Source organism: Streptomyces kanasensis, from assembly GCF_043077165.1.
In the GTDB taxonomy this organism is placed as follows: Bacteria; Actinomycetota; Actinomycetes; order Streptomycetales; family Streptomycetaceae; genus Streptomyces; species Streptomyces changanensis.
In genome coordinates, this window is sequence record NZ_JBIBSF010000002.1 from 415,371 (window position 1) to 432,391 (window position 17,021).

At 70.5% G+C, this 17,021-nt stretch carries 14 protein-coding genes and 2 tRNA genes; 14 read left to right on the forward strand and 2 right to left on the reverse strand.

The features are described 5' to 3' along the window. Positions 1-27 precede the first annotated feature (27 nt). Positions 28-222 (forward strand): hypothetical protein, encoded by a 195-nt coding sequence (locus ACF053_RS07090; RefSeq protein WP_079047547.1) that lies wholly within the window; start codon positions 28-30, stop codon positions 220-222. Between the two features lie 171 nt (positions 223-393). Here ACF053_RS07090 and ACF053_RS07095 read toward each other — a convergent pair. Continuing rightward, positions 394-467: transfer RNA gene (locus ACF053_RS07095), tRNA-Gly, on the reverse strand. A 139-nt stretch (positions 468-606) separates the two neighbouring features. On the opposite strand from ACF053_RS07095, the gene ACF053_RS07100 reads away from it, so the two are divergent. The 5 genes from ACF053_RS07100 (at position 607) to clpX (ending at position 5,274) form a co-directional block, all read left to right on the forward strand. Next, positions 607-683: transfer RNA gene (locus ACF053_RS07100), tRNA-Pro, on the forward strand. A gap of 197 nt (positions 684-880) precedes the next feature. Continuing rightward, the gene (tig, locus tag ACF053_RS07105) at positions 881-2,263 is read left to right on the forward strand and encodes a trigger factor (RefSeq protein WP_391952928.1); all 1,383 of its coding nucleotides are present in this window, start codon (positions 881-883) and stop codon (positions 2,261-2,263) included. Between the two features lie 227 nt (positions 2,264-2,490). Beyond that, on the forward strand, positions 2,491-3,108 hold the full coding sequence (locus tag ACF053_RS07110; protein WP_058945380.1) for an ATP-dependent Clp protease proteolytic subunit: 618 nt from the start codon (positions 2,491-2,493) through the stop codon (positions 3,106-3,108). Between the two features lie 65 nt (positions 3,109-3,173). Continuing rightward, entirely contained in the window at positions 3,174-3,833 is a 660-nt protein-coding gene (locus ACF053_RS07115; RefSeq protein ID WP_058945381.1) for an ATP-dependent Clp protease proteolytic subunit, read from the forward strand. 157 nt (positions 3,834-3,990) lie between these two features. Further along, entirely contained in the window at positions 3,991-5,274 is a 1,284-nt protein-coding gene (gene clpX, locus ACF053_RS07120) for an ATP-dependent Clp protease ATP-binding subunit ClpX (protein ID WP_257375374.1), read from the forward strand. Between the two features lie 78 nt (positions 5,275-5,352). Here clpX and ACF053_RS07125 read toward each other — a convergent pair whose 3' ends face one another. Then, complete coding sequence (locus ACF053_RS07125; RefSeq protein ID WP_391952929.1) at positions 5,353-6,321, reverse strand: hypothetical protein; 969 nt, start codon at positions 6,319-6,321, stop codon at positions 5,353-5,355. Positions 6,322-6,459: 138 nt separating this feature from the next. Between ACF053_RS07125 and ACF053_RS07130 the strand changes: the two genes are divergently transcribed. The 8 genes from ACF053_RS07130 to mrdA all read left to right on the forward strand — a co-directional run bounded on the left by ACF053_RS07130 (position 6,460) and on the right by mrdA (position 17,016). Next, the gene (locus ACF053_RS07130; protein WP_391952930.1) at positions 6,460-9,081 is read left to right on the forward strand and encodes a valine--tRNA ligase; all 2,622 of its coding nucleotides are present in this window, start codon (positions 6,460-6,462) and stop codon (positions 9,079-9,081) included. Positions 9,082-9,196: 115 nt separating this feature from the next. Further along, positions 9,197-10,738 (forward strand): bifunctional tetrahydrofolate synthase/dihydrofolate synthase, encoded by a 1,542-nt coding sequence (gene folC / locus ACF053_RS07135; protein ID WP_391952931.1) that lies wholly within the window; start codon positions 9,197-9,199, stop codon positions 10,736-10,738. A gap of 4 nt (positions 10,739-10,742) precedes the next feature. Beyond that, the gene (locus ACF053_RS07140) at positions 10,743-11,090 is read left to right on the forward strand and encodes a DUF4233 domain-containing protein (RefSeq protein WP_391952932.1); all 348 of its coding nucleotides are present in this window, start codon (positions 10,743-10,745) and stop codon (positions 11,088-11,090) included. A 182-nt stretch (positions 11,091-11,272) separates the two neighbouring features. After that, positions 11,273-11,686 carry a nucleoside-diphosphate kinase gene (gene ndk / locus ACF053_RS07145; protein WP_058945225.1) on the forward strand — a complete coding sequence of 138 codons (414 nt, stop codon included), beginning with the start codon at positions 11,273-11,275 and terminating at the stop codon, positions 11,684-11,686. Between the two features lie 260 nt (positions 11,687-11,946). Beyond that, a complete protein-coding gene (locus ACF053_RS07150; RefSeq protein WP_058945224.1) occupies positions 11,947-12,966 on the forward strand; it encodes a rod shape-determining protein in 1,020 nt (339 codons plus the stop codon). Between the two features lie 100 nt (positions 12,967-13,066). After that, on the forward strand, positions 13,067-14,074 hold the full coding sequence (mreC, locus tag ACF053_RS07155) for a rod shape-determining protein MreC (protein ID WP_058945223.1): 1,008 nt from the start codon (positions 13,067-13,069) through the stop codon (positions 14,072-14,074). Positions 14,075-14,078: 4 nt separating this feature from the next. Then, complete coding sequence (gene mreD, locus ACF053_RS07160; RefSeq protein WP_391952933.1) at positions 14,079-14,759, forward strand: rod shape-determining protein MreD; 681 nt, start codon at positions 14,079-14,081, stop codon at positions 14,757-14,759. A 67-nt stretch (positions 14,760-14,826) separates the two neighbouring features. After that, positions 14,827-17,016 (forward strand): penicillin-binding protein 2, encoded by a 2,190-nt coding sequence (gene mrdA / locus ACF053_RS07165; RefSeq protein WP_391952934.1) that lies wholly within the window; start codon positions 14,827-14,829, stop codon positions 17,014-17,016. Positions 17,017-17,021: the final 5 nt, after the last annotated feature.

The following is a 17,021-nucleotide window of genomic DNA, read 5'->3' on the forward strand; positions in this document are numbered from 1 at the left end:
CTGGCGGACCGACCGAGGGGTGAACTGGTGGCTATTTCGCTGTCCGTGGTGCTGCTGTTGGCGATCGTCCTGGTCGTGATGATCCGCAGCGGTTCGATCAAGGCGGGGCCCGCCGTGGTCGCCGCGCTCTTCGGCTTCTTCCTGGCGTCCTCGGGTCTCGGGCCCACCATCACCAAGGTGCTGAACGAGATAGCCGCGTCCATCAGCAAGATCAACTTCTAGGCGGGAGCCGGCGCCTTCCGGCCATGCCGACCCGCCCGGGCAGCGCCCCGGCGGGCGACCCGCGCGCCCCCTGCACGCGGCTCGCGCGCCCCCCGCGCCCGACTCGCGTGTGACCGGGGAACGACTGCGGCCCGGCCGGGACCCGAGGGTCCCGGCCGGGCCGCAGTGCCGTGGAGCGGGCGACGGGAATCGAACCCGCGTAGCTAGTTTGGAAGACTAGGGCTCTACCATTGAGCTACGCCCGCGAGCGGCGCACCGCGCGCGTCCCCACTGGGGCGACGGCCGCGGCACGTAGTGCATCGTAGCGGGTCCGCGGCCCTCGTCGCACACCGCTATATGTGCCGACGCAGCGCCCGCGGGCATGTACCCTACGTGTCGCACCGACGGGGTGTGGCGCAGCTTGGTAGCGCGTCCGCTTTGGGAGCGGAAGGCCGTGGGTTCAAATCCCGCCACCCCGACCACACACACCCCCGCGCGCGCACGCGACGACCCCCGCGTGCGCAGGCGACGCAATCAAGATCACGTTGTGGGGCGCCTACTGCTTGCGGTTACTATGCAAGCTGCGTGCCCGTGTGTCTCTCTGACCGGGCCGATCCGCTGGGACGCCGCAGTCAGCGCCCAGCTGAAACCCAGAATCAGCCACCAAGGAGACCGAACCGTGAAGAGCGCCGTGGAGACCCTGAACCCGACCCGGGTTCGGCTCACTGTCGAGGTGCCCTTCGAGGAGCTCAAGGCCAGCCTCGACGCGGCGTACAAGAAGATCAACCAGCAGGTCACGGTCAAGGGCTTCCGCAAGGGCAAGATCCCGGCCCGGGTCATCGACCAGCGGTTCGGCCGTGGTGCGGTGCTGGAGGAGGCCGTCAACGACGCCCTGCCGAAGCTCTACACCGAGGCGGTCAACGAGGCGGACGTCAACCCGCTGGGCCAGCCCGAGGTCGACATCACCGAGCTGAAGGACGGCGAGCTGCTGGCCTTCACCGCCGAGGTCGACATCCGCCCGGCGATCGAGATCCCGGACTACTCCGGCATCGAGGTCACCGTCGACGCGGTCGAGGTCGACGACGAGGACGTCGAGAAGTCGGTGGAGCAGCTGCGCGAGCGCTTCGCGTCCACCTCCCCGGTCGAGCGCGCCGCCGCCGAGGGCGACGTCGTGACGATCGACCTGCGGGCCGAGGTCGACGGCGAGGTCCTGGCCGACGGCGTCGCCGAGGGCGTGCAGTACACCATCGGCTCCGGCGAGCTGCTCGACGGCATCGACGAGGCCGTGACCGGCCTGGAGGCCGGTGGCGAGGCCACCTTCACCTCCACGCTGAAGGGCGGCTCCGCCGAGGGCAAGGAGGCGCAGGTCACCGTCAAGGTCACCACCGTCGCCGCCCGCGAGCTCCCCGAGCTGGACGACGAGTTCGCCCAGATGGCGAGCGAGTTCGACACCCTCGACGAGCTCAAGGCCGACAGCCGCAAGCGCCTCGAGAACATGAAGCAGTACGACCAGGCCACCCAGGCGCAGGAGCGCGTCCTGGACGAGCTGCTGAAGCTGGTCGAGGTCCCGATCCCCGAGAAGCTCCTCGAGGACGAGGTCAACACCCGCAAGCACAACCTGGAGCACCACCAGCTCGGCCAGATGGGCCTCACGCTGGAGAAGTACCTGGAGCTCCAGGGCAAGACGGTCGAGGAGTTCGACGCCGAGACCAAGGAGCAGGCGGTCAAGGGCATCAAGACCCAGTTCATCCTCGACGAGCTCGTCTCCCGCGAGAAGCTCAACGTCAACCAGGAAGAGCTGACCGAGCACCTGATGCGCCGCGCCGCGTCCTCCGGCATGAGCCCGGACCAGTTCGCGCAGGCCGTCGTCGAGGGCAACCAGGTCCCGATGCTCGTCGGCGAGGTCGCCCGCGGCAAGGCCCTGGCCCTGGTCGTCGAGTCCGCCAAGGTCGTCGACACCGAGGGCGAGCCCGTCGTCCTGGACGACGACTCCGACGACACGGACGAGGTGGAGGAGGCAGCCGAGGCCGCCGACACCACCGAGGAGAAGACCGAGGCCTGAGCGGCCTCGCCCTGAGCTCCACGGCGGGCTCCGGACGCTTCGCGCGCCCGGGGCCCGCCGCCGTACTCACGGAACCTTGCGCTCCCAGCGAACAGTTCGGGAACCGGGATGGCGCCCGCCCACCTGCGCGTTAGGGTCCATGAATACGAGGGCAGGGGAGTACCCGCCCCCAGTACGACAGACGCTGAGACGGCCGCCGCGGCCGTCGGAGACGAGCAGGTGGATACGTGACGAATCTGAAGCCTTACGCCGCGGGTGAGCCGTCCATCGGTGGTGGCCTCGGCGACCATGTCTACAACCGGCTGCTCGGCGAGCGGATCATCTTCCTCGGCCAGCAGGTCGACGACGACATCGCCAACAAGATCACCGCCCAGATGCTCCTCCTGGCCGCCGACCCGGACAAGGACGTCTACCTGTACATCAACAGCCCCGGCGGTTCGGTCACGGCCGGCATGGCGATCTACGACACCATGCAGTACATCCCGAACGACGTGGTCACGATCGGCATGGGCATGGCCGCGTCCATGGGGCAGTTCCTGCTCACCGGCGGCGCGACGGGCAAGCGCTTCGCCCTGCCGAACACCGACATCCTGATGCACCAGGGCTCCGCCGGCATCGGCGGCACCGCCTCCGACATCAAGATCCAGGCCGAGTACCTGCTCCGCACGAAGCGCCGCATGGCCGAGATCACCGCGCGGCACTCGGGCCAGACCGTCGAGACGATCATCCGTGACGGTGACCGCGACCGCTGGTTCACCGCGGAGGAGGCCAAGGACTACGGCCTGATCGACGAGATCATCTCCGCCGCCTCGGGCGTTCCGGGCGGTGGCGGCACCGGCGCCTGAGCGGCCGCCCCGCCTCCGTCCCCCAGCCCCAGCCCGTCGAACGCCACCAGGATGGTGAACACCCCATGAGCAACTTCTCCGCGAGCGGCCTCTACACCGGCCCGCAGGTGGACAGCCGCTACGTCGTCCCGCGCTTCGTCGAGCGCACCTCCCAGGGCGTGCGCGAGTACGACCCGTACGCCAAGCTCTTCGAGGAGCGCGTGATCTTCCTCGGCGTGCAGATCGACGACGCCTCCGCCAACGACGTCATGGCGCAGCTGCTGTGCCTGGAGTCGATGGACCCCGACCGGGACATCTCGGTCTACATCAACAGCCCCGGTGGCTCCTTCACGGCGCTGACGGCGATCTACGACACGATGCAGTTCGTGAAGCCGGACATCCAGACGGTCTGCATGGGCCAGGCGGCCTCCGCCGCGGCCGTCCTGCTGGCCGCCGGCACGCCGGGCAAGCGCATGGCGCTGCCCAACGCCCGCGTGCTGATCCACCAGCCGTCCGGCGGCACCGGCCGCGAGCAGCTCTCCGACCTGGAGATCGCGGCCAACGAGATCCTCCGCATGCGCACGCAGCTGGAGGAGATGCTGGCCAAGCACTCCAGCACCCCGATCGAGAAGATCCGTGACGACATCGAGCGTGACAAGATCCTCACGGCCGAGGACGCCCTGGCGTACGGCCTGATCGACCAGATCGTCTCGACCCGCAAGAGCACGGCGGCCGCGGCGGCCTGACGCTCGACCTTCCCTTGGCACGGCCCGCCGTGGACACCCGTCCGCGCCAACCGTGCCAAGGGGGGCCCGAACGGGGGGCCCGGCAAGGTACCGTCGGATATGAGGCACCAGGAGTCGGCTGCGAACAAGCCGCTCCCAGGCGAAGGGGAAGCACCTCGTGGCACGCATCGGTGATGGCGGCGACCTGCTCAAGTGCTCGTTCTGCGGAAAGAGCCAGAAGCAGGTGAAGAAGCTCATCGCAGGCCCCGGTGTGTACATCTGCGACGAGTGCATCGACCTCTGCAACGAAATCATCGAGGAGGAACTCGCCGAGACGAGCGAGGTGCGCTGGGAGGAACTCCCCAAGCCCCGCGAGATCTACGAGTTCCTCGAGGGGTACGTCGTCGGGCAGGAGCCCGCGAAGAAGGCCCTGTCGGTCGCGGTGTACAACCACTACAAGCGCGTCCAGGCCGGTGAGAACGGCGGCGCGCAGGGCCGGGACGACGCGATCGAACTGGCCAAGTCCAACATCCTGCTGCTGGGCCCGACGGGCTCCGGCAAGACGCTGCTGGCCCAGACCCTCGCCCGCATGCTGAACGTGCCGTTCGCCATCGCCGACGCGACGGCGCTGACGGAGGCCGGCTACGTCGGCGAGGACGTCGAGAACATCCTCCTGAAGCTCATCCAGGCGGCCGACTACGACGTCAAGAAGGCCGAGACGGGCATCATCTACATCGACGAGATCGACAAGGTCGCCCGTAAGAGTGAAAACCCGTCCATCACACGGGACGTCTCCGGTGAGGGCGTGCAGCAGGCGCTGCTGAAGATCCTGGAGGGCACGACCGCCTCCGTCCCGCCGCAGGGCGGTCGCAAGCACCCGCACCAGGAGTTCATCCAGATCGACACGACGAACGTCCTGTTCATCGTGGGCGGTGCCTTCGCCGGCCTGGAGAAGATCATCGAATCCCGGGCGGGCGCGAAGGGCATCGGCTTCGGCGCGACGATCCGCTCCAAGCGCGAGATCGAGGCGAGCGACCAGTTCCAGGAGGTCATGCCGGAGGACCTGGTGAAGTTCGGGATGATCCCCGAGTTCATCGGCCGGCTCCCCGTCATCACCTCCGTCCACAACCTGGACCGCGAGGCGCTGCTGAAGATCCTCGTCGAGCCGCGCAACGCCCTGGTGAAGCAGTACCAGCGCCTCTTCGAACTCGACGGCGTGGAGCTGGACTTCGACCGGCCCGCCCTGGAGGCCATCGCCGACCAGGCCATCCTCCGCGGCACCGGCGCGCGCGGTCTGCGCGCCATCATGGAGGAGGTCCTCATGTCGGTGATGTACGAGGTCCCGTCCCGCAAGGACGTGGCCCGCGTCGTCGTCACCGAGGACGTCGTCCACAACAACGTCAACCCCACGCTGGTGCCCCGGGTCGTCAAGGACCAGGGCCGCCACGAGAAGAGCGCGTAGCGCGCGGCCCCACCACGACGACAGGGCGCCCGGCCGGTTCACCGAACCGGCCGGGCGCCCTGTCGTCGTGCGTGCGGCTCACGCCTTGACGCGGATCTCCTTGCGGAGGTCGGCGGTGATCTGCGCCGCCGCGTCCTTGCCGAGGCCGGTCGTGGCCTGGCCGGCGTAGACGACGGCGAAGGTGCTGTGGTCGGACCAGGCGCAGAACCAGCTCGTCTGGCGCTGCTTCGTCATCATGTTCTCGCCCTCGACCGACTGGCACTTCATCAGGCCGTTGAAGCCGTCCGGCTCCACCGCCTCCGGGGAGCCGATGAGCTTCGACTTGCTGGTCGTGTCCTTCTTCGCCTCCGCGTCCACGCTGGCGAAGTAGGCGTCGAGCGTCTTCTCCGGGTCGGCGATCGTGCCGTGGATGCCGCTGAACGTGACGGACTTCGCCGTCATCAGCTCGGGGGAGGCCGACGGGTTGGTCAGGTCGATCTTCTTCGGGTCGACCGTGGAGTACGCCCCCGTCACGGACGTGCCGCCCTGGACGCCGGCCTTCTCCATGTCCTTGACCATGTCGGCGTTGTCCGTGCCCTCCTTGGTGGAGCGCTTGTACTCGCCGAGGACCGTCTCCGGCGCCGTCAGCTTGTGCGGGCCGTCGTCCTCCAGGCCGCCGCCCAGGCCGCCGCCGAAGACGAACCACGCGCCGACCGCCAGCGCCGCGACGCCGGCGGTCACCCCGATGATCAGACCCGTCTTCTTCTTCGGCGCCGGCGGCACCGGGGCGCCCGGGTAGCCGCCGGGGGCACCGCCGTACTGCGGCTGCTGCGGCGGCTGGCCGTACGCGCCCGGCTGCGGGGGCTGGCCGTACGGGTTCGGCTGCTGCTGCGGGTACCCGTAGCCGGGCTGCGGCGGCGGGGCCTGCTGCGGGTAGCCGTAGCCGGGCTGGGGCGCCTGCGGGGGCTGGCCGTAGGGGCCGGGCTGCTGCCCGTAGGGGCCCGGCTGGCCGTACGGCCCGGGCTGCTGGGGCGGTCCACCGTACGGGCCCGGCTGGTTGTAGCTCATCGAAGGGTTCCCCCATCCAGACGTTCAATCGTTCCCCACATAGTGGCCGAAGCGGGCCCCGCCAAGGCCGCCGGGGTGCACACCGTCACGGAACATTCCCGTTTCAGTACGCGCCTGTGACACCTCTAAACTGGCCCGGTGACCGAGAACACTCAGCAGCAGCCCGCATCCGTCCCCGAACTGCCGACCCAGTACGCGCCGGCCGAGGTAGAGGGGAAGCTGTACGAGCGCTGGGTGGAGCGCGGTTACTTCACGGCCGAGGCGACCAGCTCCAAGCCCGCCTACACCATCGTCATCCCGCCGCCGAACGTCACCGGCAGCCTCCACCTGGGCCACGCCTTCCAGCACACCCTCATGGACGCCCTCACGCGCCGCAAGCGCATGCAGGGGTACGAGGCGCTGTGGCTGCCCGGCATGGACCACGCCGGCATCGCCACCCAGAACAAGGTCGAGCAGCAGCTCGCCGAGGAGGGCAAGTCCCGCCACGACCTGGGCCGCGAGGAGTTCGTCCGGCGGGTCTGGCAGTGGAAGGAGGAGTACGGCGGCCGGATCCTCGGCCAGATGCGCCGCCTCGGTGACGGCGTCGACTGGTCGCGCGAGCGGTTCACGATGGACGAGGGCCTGTCGAAGGCCGTCCAGACCATCTTCAAGAAGCTCTACGACGACGAGCTGATCTACCGCGCCGAGCGCATCATCAACTGGTGCCCGCGCTGCCTGACCGCCATCTCGGACATCGAGGTGGAGTACCAGGAGGACGACGGCGAGCTCGTCTCCATCCGGTACGGCGAGGGCGAGGACAGCCTGGTCGTCGCCACCACCCGCGCCGAGACGATGCTCGGCGACACGGCCGTCGCCGTCCACCCGGACGACGAGCGGTACCGGCACCTGGTGGGCAAGCGCATCAAGCTGCCGCTGACGGACCGTACGATCCCCGTCGTCGCCGACGCGCACGTCGACCCGGAGTTCGGCACCGGCGCCGTCAAGGTGACCCCGGCGCACGACCCGAACGACTTCGCCATCGGCCAGCGCCACGGCCTGGAGTCCCTGACCATCATGGACGAGCGCGGCGTCATCACCGTCCACGGCCCCTTCCAGGGCCTGGACCGGTTCGAGGCGCGCTCCTCCGTCGTCGGCGCGCTGCGCGAGCAGGGCCGGATCGTCGCCGAGAAGCGGCCGTACGTCCACTCCGTGGGCCACTGCTCCCGCTGCCGGACCACCATCGAGCCGCGCCTGTCGATGCAGTGGTGGGTCAAGGTCGGCCCGCTCGCGCAGGCCGCCGGTGACGCGGTCCGCGACGGCCGGGTGAAGATCCACCCGGAGGACATGTCGAAGCGGTACTTCGACTGGGTCGACAACATGCACGACTGGTGCATCTCGCGCCAGCTCTGGTGGGGCCACCGCATCCCCGTCTGGTACGGGCCGAACGGCGAGGTCGTGTGCGTCGGACCGGACGACGAGGCCCCGACGGGCGAGGGCTGGACGCAGGACACGGACGTCCTGGACACGTGGTTCTCCTCCGGCCTGTGGCCGTTCTCCACGCTCGGCTGGCCGGAGCACACCCCGGACCTGGAGAAGTTCTACGCGACCGACGTCCTGCTCACGGGCCACGACATCATCTTCTTCTGGGTCGCCCGGATGATGATGTTCGGCCTGTACGCGATGGACGGCGAGGTCCCCTTCAAGACCATCGCGCTGACCGGCCTCGTCCGCGACGAGCGCGGCAAGAAGATGTCGAAGTCCTTCGGCAACGTCGTCGACCCGCTGGACTGGATGGACGCGTACGGCTCCGACGCCGTCCGCTTCACCCTCGCCCGCGGCGCCAACCCCGGCACCGACGTCCCGATCGGCGAGGACTGGGTCCAGGCCTCCCGGAACTTCGCCAACAAGATCTGGAACGCCACCCGCTTCGCGCTGATGAACGGCGCGACGGTCGAGGGCCCGCTGCCGGACCCGTCGCGGATGTCCGCCACGGACCGGTGGATCCTCTCCCGCCTGAACAAGACGGTCGCCGAAGTCGACGCGTTCTACGAGGACTTCGAGTTCGCGAAGCTCTCCGACGCGCTCTACCACTTCGCGTGGGACGAGGTCTTCGACTGGTACGTCGAGCTGTCGAAGACGACGTTCTTCGCGGGCGGCGAGCAGGCCCGGGTCTCCGGCCGGGTCCTCGGCGAGGTCCTCGACGTGATGCTGCGCCTGCTGCACCCGGTCGTCCCCTTCGTCACCGACGCCCTGTGGACGACGCTCACGGGCGGCGAGTCCCTCGTCGTCGCCGACTGGCCGCGCGACAGCGGCTTCCGTGACGACGCGGCCGAGCGCGAGATCGAGTTCGTCCAGCGCGTCGTCACCGAGGTGCGCCGCTTCCGCTCCGACCAGGGCCTCCAGCCCGGCCAGAAGGTCCCGGCCCGCCTGGACCTCGCCGGCACGGAGCTCGCCCCGCACGAGGCGGCCATCCGCCAGCTGCTGCGCCTCCAGCCGGAGGGCGAGGGCTTCCACGCCACCGCCTCCCTGCCGGTCGCGGGCGCCACGGTCGCGCTCGACCTGTCGGGCACGATCGACGTCGCCGCGGAGCGCAAGCGCCTGGCGAAGGACCTGGCGGCGGCCGAGAAGGAGCGGGCCCAGGCCCAGGCGAAGCTCGGCAACGAGGCGTTCCTCGCCAAGGCGCCCGACCAGGTCGTCGAGAAGATCCGCACCCGGCTCGCCCAGGCGGACGAGGACATCGCCCGCATCGGCAACCAGCTGGCGAACCTGCCGCAGGGCTGACCCGCCCGCCCGCCGAGGGCCCCGGAGCCGCACGGCTCCGGGGCCCTCGCGGGTCCTCCGCCGCGTGCGCGGGTCCGGCCGGACCGCGGCCGCGGCGCTCCGTAGACTGGACGGCGTGAGTGAGCAGCCCTCGTCCAGCGACCCCAGCGACCACCCGACCGGCGACGCCTTCGACGCCTCCGACGACTTCGACGGCATCGTCGACGCGGAGACCGAACGAGACCCCGACCTGGCGGTGATCGAGGCGGGCAGCCGCACCCTGCGCGCCCAGTCCGGTCCGCCCCAGGGGGACCCCGTACCGGCGCGCCCCACCGACCCCGAGGTCGACGCGGCGCTGCGCGAGGTCGAGCAGGAGCTCTCGACCCGCTGGGGCGAGACCAAGCTGGAGCCGTCCGTCCGGCGGATCGCCGCCCTCATGGACGTCCTCGGCGACCCCCAGCGCGCCTACCCCTCCGTCCACATCACCGGCACCAACGGCAAGACGTCCACGGCGCGCATGATCGAGGCGCTGCTCGGCGCGTTCGACCTGCGCACCGGCCGGTACACCTCGCCGCACGTCCAGATGATCACCGAGCGGATCAGCCTCGACGGCGCCCCGATCAGCGCCGAGCGCTTCGTCGAGACCTACCGGGACGTCCAGCCGTACCTCGACCTGGTCGACGGCGGCCAGGAGCACCGGCTGTCGTTCTTCGAGGTCCTCACCGCGATGGCGTACGCCGCCTTCGCCGACGCCCCGGTCGACGCGGCCGTCGTCGAGGTGGGCATGGGCGGCACCTGGGACGCGACGAACGTCATCGACGCCTCCGTCGCCGTCGTCACGCCGATCTCGCTCGACCACACCGACCGGCTGGGCGGCACCCCCGCGGAGATCGCCGGCGAGAAGGCCGGCGTCATCAAGGAGGGCGCCACCGTCATCCTGGCGCAGCAGCCGGTGGACGCGGCGCAGGTGCTGCTCAAGAAGGCCGTGGACGTCGACGCGACCGTCGCCCGCGAGGGCATGGAGTTCGGCGTCGTCGCCCGTGAGGTCGCCGTCGGCGGCCAGCTGCTGACGCTGCGCGGCCTGGGCGGCGAGTACGACGGCGTCTTCCTGCCGCTGTACGGCGCGCACCAGGCGCACAACGCCGCGGTGGCGCTCGCCGCGGTCGAGGCGTTCTTCGGGATCGGCGCGCAGCAGGCCCGCCCGCTGGACCTCGACACCGTCCGCCGGGCGTTCGCGTCGGTGGCGTCGCCGGGCCGCCTGGAGGTCGTCCGGCGCAGCCCGACCGTCGTCCTCGACGCCGCGCACAACCCCGCCGGGGCGCGTGCCGCCGCGGAGGGCGTGCAGGAGGCGTTCGGCTTCTCGCGGCTGATCGGCGTGGTCGGCGCGAGCGCGGACAAGGACGTGCGCGGCGTGCTCGAGGCCTTCGAGCCGATCTTCGCGGAGGTCGTCGTCACGGCGAACTCCACCCCCCGCGCCATGGACCCCGACGCCCTCGCCGCGGTGGCGGTCGAGGTCTTCGGCGAGGACCGGGTCGTCGTCGAGCCGCGCCTCGACGACGCCCTGGAGGCGGCGATCACGCTCGCCGAGGAAGAGGGCGAGTTCGCGGGCGCGGGCGTGCTGGTGACGGGTTCGGTGATCACGGTCGGGGAAGCCCGGCTGCTCCTGCGGAAGGGCTGACACGATGCGTACGCTCTGCGCCTCGACTCTGATCGGCGAGTTCTTCGTCATCGGTTTCGCCGGGCTGGTGGCCATGAAGGACGACAGCCTCTCCACGGGCACGGTGTGGACGGTGTGCGGCGTCGCGATGCTGCTCTCCGTCCTGCTGTGCGGGATGCTCACCCGACCGGGCGGCGTCCAGCTGGGTTGGGCGCTGCAGATCGCCCTCGTGGCGAGCGGCTTCGTCGTGCCGGTCATGTTCTTCCTCGGCATCGTCTTCGCGGGGCTGTGGTGGGCGTCGATCCACTACGGCCGCCGGATCGACGAGGCGAAGGCCCGCTGGGCGGCGGCGGAGACCGCCGAGGCCCCGTAGGGCCTGTCCTTCGGATCGGGCCGGGCTCGCGGCCCCCGACCCGTTCCGGCGCTCCGCGACCCGGACGGGGGACGCCCGGAGGGGCGTCGCGGGCCGTACCCGGAGCCGGGTGCCGGGGCGCCGGTCACACCGGGTAACCTCGGGCGGAACCGCACACCCCGGCCTGCAAGGAGCCGCACACCATGACCGAGCGCACGCTCGTCCTGCTCAAGCCCGACGCCGTCCGCCGTGGCCTGATCGGCGAGATCATCGGCCGTATCGAGCGCAAGGCCGGCTGGAGCATCACCGCGCTGGAGCTGCGCACGCTGGACCAGGAGACGCTGGAGCAGCACTACGGCGAGCACCAGGGCAAGCCCTTCTACGAGCCGCTCGTCGCCTTCATGTCCTCCGGCCCCGTCGTCGCGCTGGTCGTCGAGGGCGAGCGGGTCATCGAGGGTGTGCGCCGGCTGGCCGGCCCGACCGACCCGATCGCCGCGGCGCCCGGCTCCATCCGGGGCGACTACGGCACGATCGTCCGCGAGAACCTGATCCACGCCTCGGACTCGGAGGAGTCCGCCATTCGGGAACTGAAGATTTTCTTCCCCGGTCTTTCCTGACCTGTTGTCAGCCATACAGCGCTCTCGCCCTGGGGCGACCGATGGAATTTCGGTCGCCCCCCGGCATATGACGACGATGATCGGGAACGCATCGGTCCGACACCTCGTCACCTATACAGAGGCGGACCACCGCGCGGTGTTCGCGTAGGCGGCACTACGATGGAATCCTCCGCTCCACACGATCCAGCGCGCCGTCCTGAGAAGCCGTCAACGCTCTATGGGAAGGCCCGACGCTCCTCATGGGAAACAAGGGGAACTCTATGTCGTTCATCGGCCGTGACATGGCTGTCGACCTCGGGACCGCCAACACGCTGGTGTACGTCAGGGGTCGCGGCATCGTCCTCAACGAGCCGTCGGTCGTCGCCATCAACACCAACACCGGTGGCATCCTGGCGGTCGGCGCGGAAGCGAAGAAGATGATCGGCCGGACCCCCGGCAACATCGTCGCCGTACGGCCGCTGAAGGACGGCGTGATCGCCGACTTCGAGATCACCGAGCGGATGCTCCGCTACTTCATCCTGAAAATCCACAAGCGCCGTTATCTGGCCCGCCCCCGGGTCGTCGTCTGCGTGCCCTCCGGTATCACCGGGGTCGAGCGCCGCGCCGTGATCGAGGCGTCGACGCAGGCCGGTGCCCGCCAGGTGCACATCATCGAGGAGCCCATGGCCGCCGCCATCGGCTCCGGCCTGCCCGTCCACGAGGCCACCGGCAACATGGTGGTCGACATCGGCGGCGGCACCACGGAGGTCGCCGTGATCTCCCTCGGGGGAATCGTCACGGCACAGTCCATCCGCGTCGCCGGCGACGAGCTGGACAACGCGATCATCCAGCACATCAAGAAGGAGTACAGCCTCCTCCTCGGTGAGCGCACCGCCGAACAGATCAAGATCACCATCGGCTCGGCGTACGACCTCGGCGAGGACGAGCACACCGAGATCCGCGGCCGTGACCTCGTCTCCGGCCTGCCGAAGACCGTCGTCATCTCGGCCGGCGAGGTCCGCAAGGCCATCGAGGAACCCGTCAACGCCATCGTCGACGCCGTGAAGACCACCCTCGACAAGTGCCCGCCGGAGCTCTCCGGCGACGTCATGGACCGCGGCATCGTCCTCACCGGCGGCGGCGCCCTGCTGCGCGGCCTCGACGAGCGGCTGCGCCGCGAGACGGGCATGCCGATCCACATCGCCGAGGACCCGCTCGACTCCGTGGCCCTCGGCTCCGGCAAGTGCGTGGAGGAGTTCGAGGCGCTCCAGCAGGTCCTGGACGCCCAGCCCCGCAGGTAACGGCGGACGCGGTCAGCCGTACGGGTGCTGTCGGACCCGTACGGCTGATCGTTGGTATAACGGCATGAACATTCCTACGAGGAAGGTACGGCCGCCCCACGTGAGGGACACGAAAGAGAGCCGGCTGCTCCTGGCGCTGCTGGTCGCCGTGGCGTTCGCACTGATCACGGTCGACATCCGCGGCGGCGAGGAGTCGCCCGTCGACGGAGCCCGGCGGGCCGCCGCCACCGTGTTCGGCCCGGTCGAGAACGGCGTCGCGTCCGCGGTCGACCCGATCGGCAACGCCATCGGGGCCGTGCGGGACTCGGGCGAGCGCCACAGCCGCATCGCACGCCTGGAGCGGGAGAACGCCGAGCTGAAGGTGAGACTCGGCAGCGACGACCGCAACCGCAACCGGGTCCGCGAACTCGACAAGCTGCTGCGCACGGCCGGCGCCGGCCAGTACGGCATCAAGGCGGCCGAAGTCATCGCCATAGGAGCCGCGCAGGGCTTCTCCTGGACGGTCACCATCGACGCCGGCTCCCACGACGGCATCCGCCGCGACATGACCGTCGTCAACGGCGACGGCCTCGTCGGCCGCGTCACCACCGTCGGCCCCTCCACCGCCACCGTGCTCCTCGCCAACGACCCGGACTTCACCGTCGGCACCCGCATAGAGCGCACCAACGAGCTGGGCTTCGCCACCGGCCAGGGCGAGCGCCCGCTCTCCGTACAGCTCCTCAACGGCAAGGCCAAGGTGCGGCCCGGCGACCGGCTCGTCACCTTCGGCTCGCAGGCCGACCGGCCGTTCGTCCCCGGCGTCCCGGTCGGCGAGGTCATCCGCGTCGACCCGTCCAGCGGCGACCTGACCCGCCGGCTGTTCGTCCGCTCCTACGCCGCGTTCAGCCGCCTCGACATCGTCGGCGTCGTCGTCCAGCCGCCGCGCACCGACCCGCGCGACACGGTCCTGCCCGCCAAGCCGAAGCCCGCCCCGACCGTCACCGTCACGGTCACCCCGTCCCCGAACGCCGAGGCCGCCGAGGGCGACCGGCCGCAGGGGGAGCGGGAGGGGCAGACGGAGGCGCAGCCCGGCGTGACCGCCCGCACCGACGAGCAGGAGCAGGAGTAGTCCCATGCGCTTCAACCGGATCCTGCTCTCCACCACCCTCGTCATCGTCGCCCTCGTCGTCCAGGTCTCCGTCCTCGCCCGCCTCCAGCTGCCCGGCGCCGTACCCGACCTGGTCCTGCTGACCGTCCTCGCCCTGGCCCTCGTGTACGGGCACGTGAGCGGCGCGCTCATCGGCTTCGGCGCCGGCCTCCTCGCCGACCTGGCCCCGCCCGCCGACCACGCCGTCGGCCGCTACGCCCTCGTGCTCTGCGTCATCGGCTACGTCGCCGGCCTCACCAAGCCCGAGAACGGCCAGCCGCGGTCCGCCGCCGGCCCCATGGTCATGGTCGTCGCCGCCGCGGTCGGCTCGACGCTGCTGTACGCGGGCGTCGGCGCGCTCGTCGGGGACACCGGGGCGCGCCACGTCGGCCTCGTCTCGCTCATCCTCACGGCCGTCGTCTACGACCTGCTCCTCGCCCCGTTCACCGTGCCGTGGATCATGGCGCTCGCCCGGCGGGCCGACAACGACCCGCTCGCCGAGTCGACCACCACCGCCGGCGACGTCACCTCCGGCTGGATCGCCTCCGGCACGGGGCTGCGCGTCGGCGACCGGCGCGGCGGCGGACTGCGCGGCGGACTGCGGACCAGGGCCGCCCGCGGCAGGGCGGCCCGCGCGGCCCGCATCAAGGGGGTCAAGCGCCTGTGAGGCCGACCGGAGCGGTCCGGGTGACACCGGCGACCCGTGCGCGTCGACACACCCAGGGGAGGGAGTCATGAGCAACATCCCGGAGACGGGCCGCACCCCGCGCGTCCAGATCCGCCTCGTCGTCATCCAGGTCCTCGTCTTCTCCCTCCTCCTCACCCTCCTCGGCCGGCTCTGGTACCTCCAGATCCGGCAGGGCAAGGAGTACACCGACGAGGCACGCAACAACCACGTCCAGCAGGTCGTCCAGCCCGCCGTCCGCGGCTCCATCCTCGACGCCCGCGGCGTGCCCCTCGCCGACAACGAGACCCGCCTCGTGGTCTCCGCGTCCCGCACCGAGCTGATGAAGATGAAGGACGACGGCAGGGCCGTCCTCACCCGGCTCGCGGGCGTCCTGGGCATGAAGCCCAAGGAGGTCATGGACAAGATCCGCCTCTGCGACTCCAAGACCCCCCAGCCGTGCTGGAACGGCTCGCCCTTCCAGCCCATCCCCGTCACCGACTCGGCCACCACCCAGCAGGCCCTCCAGATCCGCGAACGCGCCGAGGACTTCCCCGGCATCACCGCGGAACCCACCGCCGTACGCCGCTACCCGGCCCCCGGCAAGGCCCGCACCTCGCAGGTCCTCGGCTACCTCTCGCCCGTCACCGACGCGGAGATCGAGGAGGCCAAGGACAGCGACTCGCCGTTCCTCCGCTCCGACCAGGTGGGCCGCTCCGGACTGGAGCGCACGTACGACAAGGCGCTGCGCGGCAAGGCCGGCGTCACCCGGTACGAGGTCGACAACCTCGGCCGGGTCCTCGGCGAGGCGGAGAGCGACCCGGGCCGGCCCGGCTCCACCGTCGTCACCAGCATCGACGCCCGGGTCCAGGCCGTCGCCGAGTACGAGCTGCACCAGGCGATGCAGACCGTCCGCAAGGAGACCGACCGGATCACCGGCCGCCCGTACAAGGCCGATGCGGGCGCCGTCGTCGTCATGGAGTCCAAGACCGGCCGGGTCGTCGCCATGGCGTCCCAGCCCGACTACGACCCCAACGCCTGGGTCGGCGGCATCTCCGGCAAGGAGTACGCGAAGCTCACCGGCAAGAACTCCAACTACCCGCTGCTCAACCGGGCCATCCAGGGCCAGGCACCGGCCGGCTCCATCTTCAAGGTGATCTCGGCGAGCGCCGCCGTGCGGGCCGGCTACCCCTTCGACGGCCGGTACAACTGCAGCAGCTCCTACAGCCTCGGCGGCCGCAGCTTCGCCAACTTCGAGTCCAAGGGGCACGGCCCCATCTCCCTCGGCGACGCCCTCAAGTTCTCCTGCAACACCGTCTTCTACGCCCTCGGGCACAAGGAGTGGCAGAAGGACGGCGGCCTCAAGCCGAAGAAGGACGCCCACGACTGGTTCTACCGGACCGCCCACGACTTCGGGCTCGGCGCCGAGACCGGCATCGACCTGCCCAACGAGGTCACCGGCCGCATCCCCGACCGCCACTGGAAGCAGCGGTTCTGGCAGGCCAACAAGGACGCCTGGTGCCGGCAGGGCAAGAAGGGCGGCAGCTACGTCGAGCAGATCGCCTACGAGAGCTGCCTGGAAGGCAACCAGCTGAAGGCGTTCGACAGCATCAACTACGCCATCGGCCAGGGCGACGTCCTCGTCACCCCGATCCAGATGGCCACCGCCTACGCCGCGATCAGCAACGGCGGCACCCTCTTCGAACCCACCATCGGCAAGGCCGTGATCAGCCCCGACGGCAAGAGGATCGAGGAGATCACGCCCAAGCGCCGCGGCCGGCTGCCCGTCGACGCCCAGACCGTCAGCGACCTCGACAAGGGCCTGCGCTCCGTCGTCGAGCCCGGCGGCACCGCCGCCTGGCGGTTCGAGGGCTGGCCCCAGGACAAGATCCCCATGCGGGCGAAGACCGGCACCGCCCAGGTCTACGGCAAGCAGACGACGTCCTGGTTCGCCACCTACACCGACGAGTTCACCATCGTCATGACGATCTCCCAGGGCGGCACCGGCTCCGGCGCCTCCGGCCCCGCCGTCCGCAACATCTACGACGCCCTCTACGGCCTCGACGACGCGGGCAACCAGGACCTCAAGCGCGCCCTGCTGCCCACGCCGCAGAAGACCCTGCCGAAGATCCAGCCGGACGGCTCCATCGAGGCCCCCACCGTCAAGCCGTACGACCCCGAAGCGCAGAAGCCCAAGGACGGCCAGGGCACGGGCGACGGACAACCGGGCCTCGCCGGCCCACCGGTCTGGAGGGACTGAGCGCC

Bases quoted from the DNA above. Each gene is read 5' to 3' on its own strand.
- mreD (WP_391952933.1), top strand. From the start codon at position 14,079: ATGCGCTTCAACCGGATCCTGCTCTCCACCACCCTCGTCATCGTCGCC.
- ACF053_RS07125 (WP_391952929.1), bottom strand. From the start codon at position 6,321: ATGAGCTACAACCAGCCGGGCCCGTACGGTGGACCGCCCCAGCAGCCC.
- ndk (WP_058945225.1), top strand. From the start codon at position 11,273: ATGACCGAGCGCACGCTCGTCCTGCTCAAGCCCGACGCCGTCCGCCGT.
- ACF053_RS07150 (WP_058945224.1), top strand. From the start codon at position 11,947: ATGTCGTTCATCGGCCGTGACATGGCTGTCGACCTCGGGACCGCCAAC.
- ACF053_RS07115 (WP_058945381.1), top strand. From the start codon at position 3,174: ATGAGCAACTTCTCCGCGAGCGGCCTCTACACCGGCCCGCAGGTGGAC.
- mrdA (WP_391952934.1), top strand. From the start codon at position 14,827: ATGAGCAACATCCCGGAGACGGGCCGCACCCCGCGCGTCCAGATCCGC.
- ACF053_RS07140 (WP_391952932.1), top strand. From the start codon at position 10,743: ATGCGTACGCTCTGCGCCTCGACTCTGATCGGCGAGTTCTTCGTCATC.